Below are 2,111 nucleotides of genomic sequence, written 5' to 3'. Positions count from 1 at the left end.
CAGCAGCCTCGGCTACCTCAGCCCAGCTGAGTACGAGACCGCACTCGCAGCCTGACCACCACACCAATGGTGTCCGTCAAAGCGGAACAAGCTCAGAGATGATGTGTACGGCAGGGGGCATGGTTGTTTGCCTGCGAGGTATTCGAATCGGGTTCGTAACGCGGCGGCCGCCACATGGGGTGGCACGGTGAGAGCAAAGTGTTCGTATGCCACTCCTGGACCGTGGTCACCGACACGTGGCCCCGGGCCGTTGGGGGTATCTCGCGCCGGTCTATGCTCATGACCCAGTCAGACGAGTTCCGTACCCTCGTAGCCAAGACGTTCGTACCGGGCTCAGCCTGCATCCGCTGCTTCACCCCGTAAGGCGCAGTGTTTTCGCTCTATGCAGGACCGGTACCGACCGCCACCCCGACGTCCGCGATGTACTCGACCGTCGCCGCTGTGGCAACCGAAGTGCTTTGCCGGTCATGGTGATGACTACGAAGGGCCTGCCGGGCAAGGTCTTGGAATTGGGGGTTCGAAGCCGCGCGACTCGCTGTGCTGGTCGATTGCGCCAGGATCCGTGACGGAGGTCCTCGCGGTGGCTTGTGACGGCGCTTCGGCTGGCGCGGTTGCGCCTTGATGCATATTGATCACGACGGAATTATCGTTCGCCTCGGCGTGCCGATACGAGTCCGGCAGGCTGGGAATCGGCACCCGTACAACCCGATATGGCTACGGAGTATTTGGAGTTCGACGGGCGAGCAGGAGGGCTTGCTGCCAGCCGGCGAATCTACCCTCTCCGCCGACCTGCTCGCCGATGTGAGGCGGGCCGAGTCCGGGGGCAGGGCGGTCGACCGTCTAGCTCTAGCCGGGGCGGGGCCGTCAGATAACTGCGCGTTCGGCCTGAGCCGTGGTGTGGGCCAGGCGATAGGATTAGGTTCTGGCCTCGTGATGACACCATTAAAGATCAGACGCGCGGCATGTTCCACGGGAGCAGTCAGGCCCCTCGTGCTCAACCACGACGTCAGCTGCGCCTGGTGTCCTCCCTCACTGGCACGTCATGCCGCCCAGTGGTATCCGAGCCCTGCGAGCTGCGGGAGCTGGTCCTCGGTGAGGCGTCGCATCACGGGGTACCGGTGGCCTTTGTATGACGGCGACGTGCCCTCCACGACAGGCGCCTCCCAAGTACGACCAACCCGAAAATCATCTTACGCAACGGTGACGTCACAGCCCCGAGACTCAGCGAGGCTCAGCAGAACTCGGAGTGTCGCACGGTTCGTCGACTCGGCTGCTGAACCCGGCCAGGGCCCAGGCCATGACGCCGAGCGCGGCTACCGCGGTTGACCACGCCAGATTAGGGCGGAGCAACGTGGCCGCGGCAGCCGCGAGCCCGGCCATCGACTGTTGGAGGAAGCCGCACAGTGCGACCGCGTGGGCGCCCTGGTTCTTGCTGACGCGGCTGACCGCAGTTGCCATGCTGGCAGGCCGATGGGAGAAAGCCGCTTTGCCGTGCTATACCTGGGTAGGTATTGATGCCTCCCACGCCAGTAGGCGCCCGGCGACCGGCCTGGATGGGAACGGTTACAGCCAGCACAGTCGTTAGAGTGCCGACGGCCGCCAGGACAACGAATCCGGTCTCCCAGTGCGAGTATTGGCCGATCAGACCACCGAAGAACTGTCCGCCGCCTAGCGCCGTGATGAAGGCGATTGACAGTACAGACAGGCGTCGCGCCAGCTCGTCGCCGGTCCACAGGTCGCGTACGACGATCCGCGCGATGATGGCACTACCCCAGGCCCCAACGCCCTGGACAGCACGGAGCACGAGCAGCGTCGCTGGGGTATGCACGAGAGCCAGCGAGCTGCTGGAGGCGACGAACAGCACCAGGGAGCACACCATCGGGCCACGTCGGCCGTACCGGTCGGCGGCTGAACCCCACACCATTACTGGGAGCGCGGCACCGATCACGAACACTGAAACGGAAAGCTGGGCGTAGGCGTGCGACACATGCAGCTCGCGCATGACGGCAGGCAGGGTGAGCTTGTTCCGCTTTGACGGACACCATTGGTGTGGTGGTCAGGCTGCGAGTGCGGTCTCGTACTCAGCTGGGCTGAGGTAGCCGAGGCTGCTG

1 protein-coding gene and 1 pseudogene are annotated in these 2,111 nt (G+C 64.5%); both read right to left on the bottom strand.

The genetic code is table 11. The annotated features are described in order from the left end of the window. Positions 1 to 1,221: 1,221 nt before the first annotated feature. Entirely contained in the window at positions 1,222 to 1,458 is a 237-nt protein-coding gene (locus AB0M87_RS33310; RefSeq protein WP_365859640.1) for a hypothetical protein, read from the bottom strand. Between the two features lie 163 nt (positions 1,459 to 1,621). Further along, positions 1,622 to 2,002: pseudogene (locus tag AB0M87_RS33305) on the bottom strand (MFS transporter); the annotation flags it as partial. Positions 2,003 to 2,111: the final 109 nt, after the last annotated feature.

This window comes from Streptomyces sp. NPDC051320 (assembly GCF_040682175.1).
Taxonomy (GTDB): Bacteria; Actinomycetota; Actinomycetes; order Streptomycetales; family Streptomycetaceae; genus Streptomyces.
This window is presented reverse-complemented; position numbering and strand designations above follow the sequence as displayed.

Excerpts from the sequence above, each read along its gene's own strand:
- AB0M87_RS33310 (WP_365859640.1), bottom strand. The coding sequence starts at position 1,458 with ATGGCAACTGCGGTCAGCCGCGTCAGCAAGAACCAGGGCGCCCACGCG.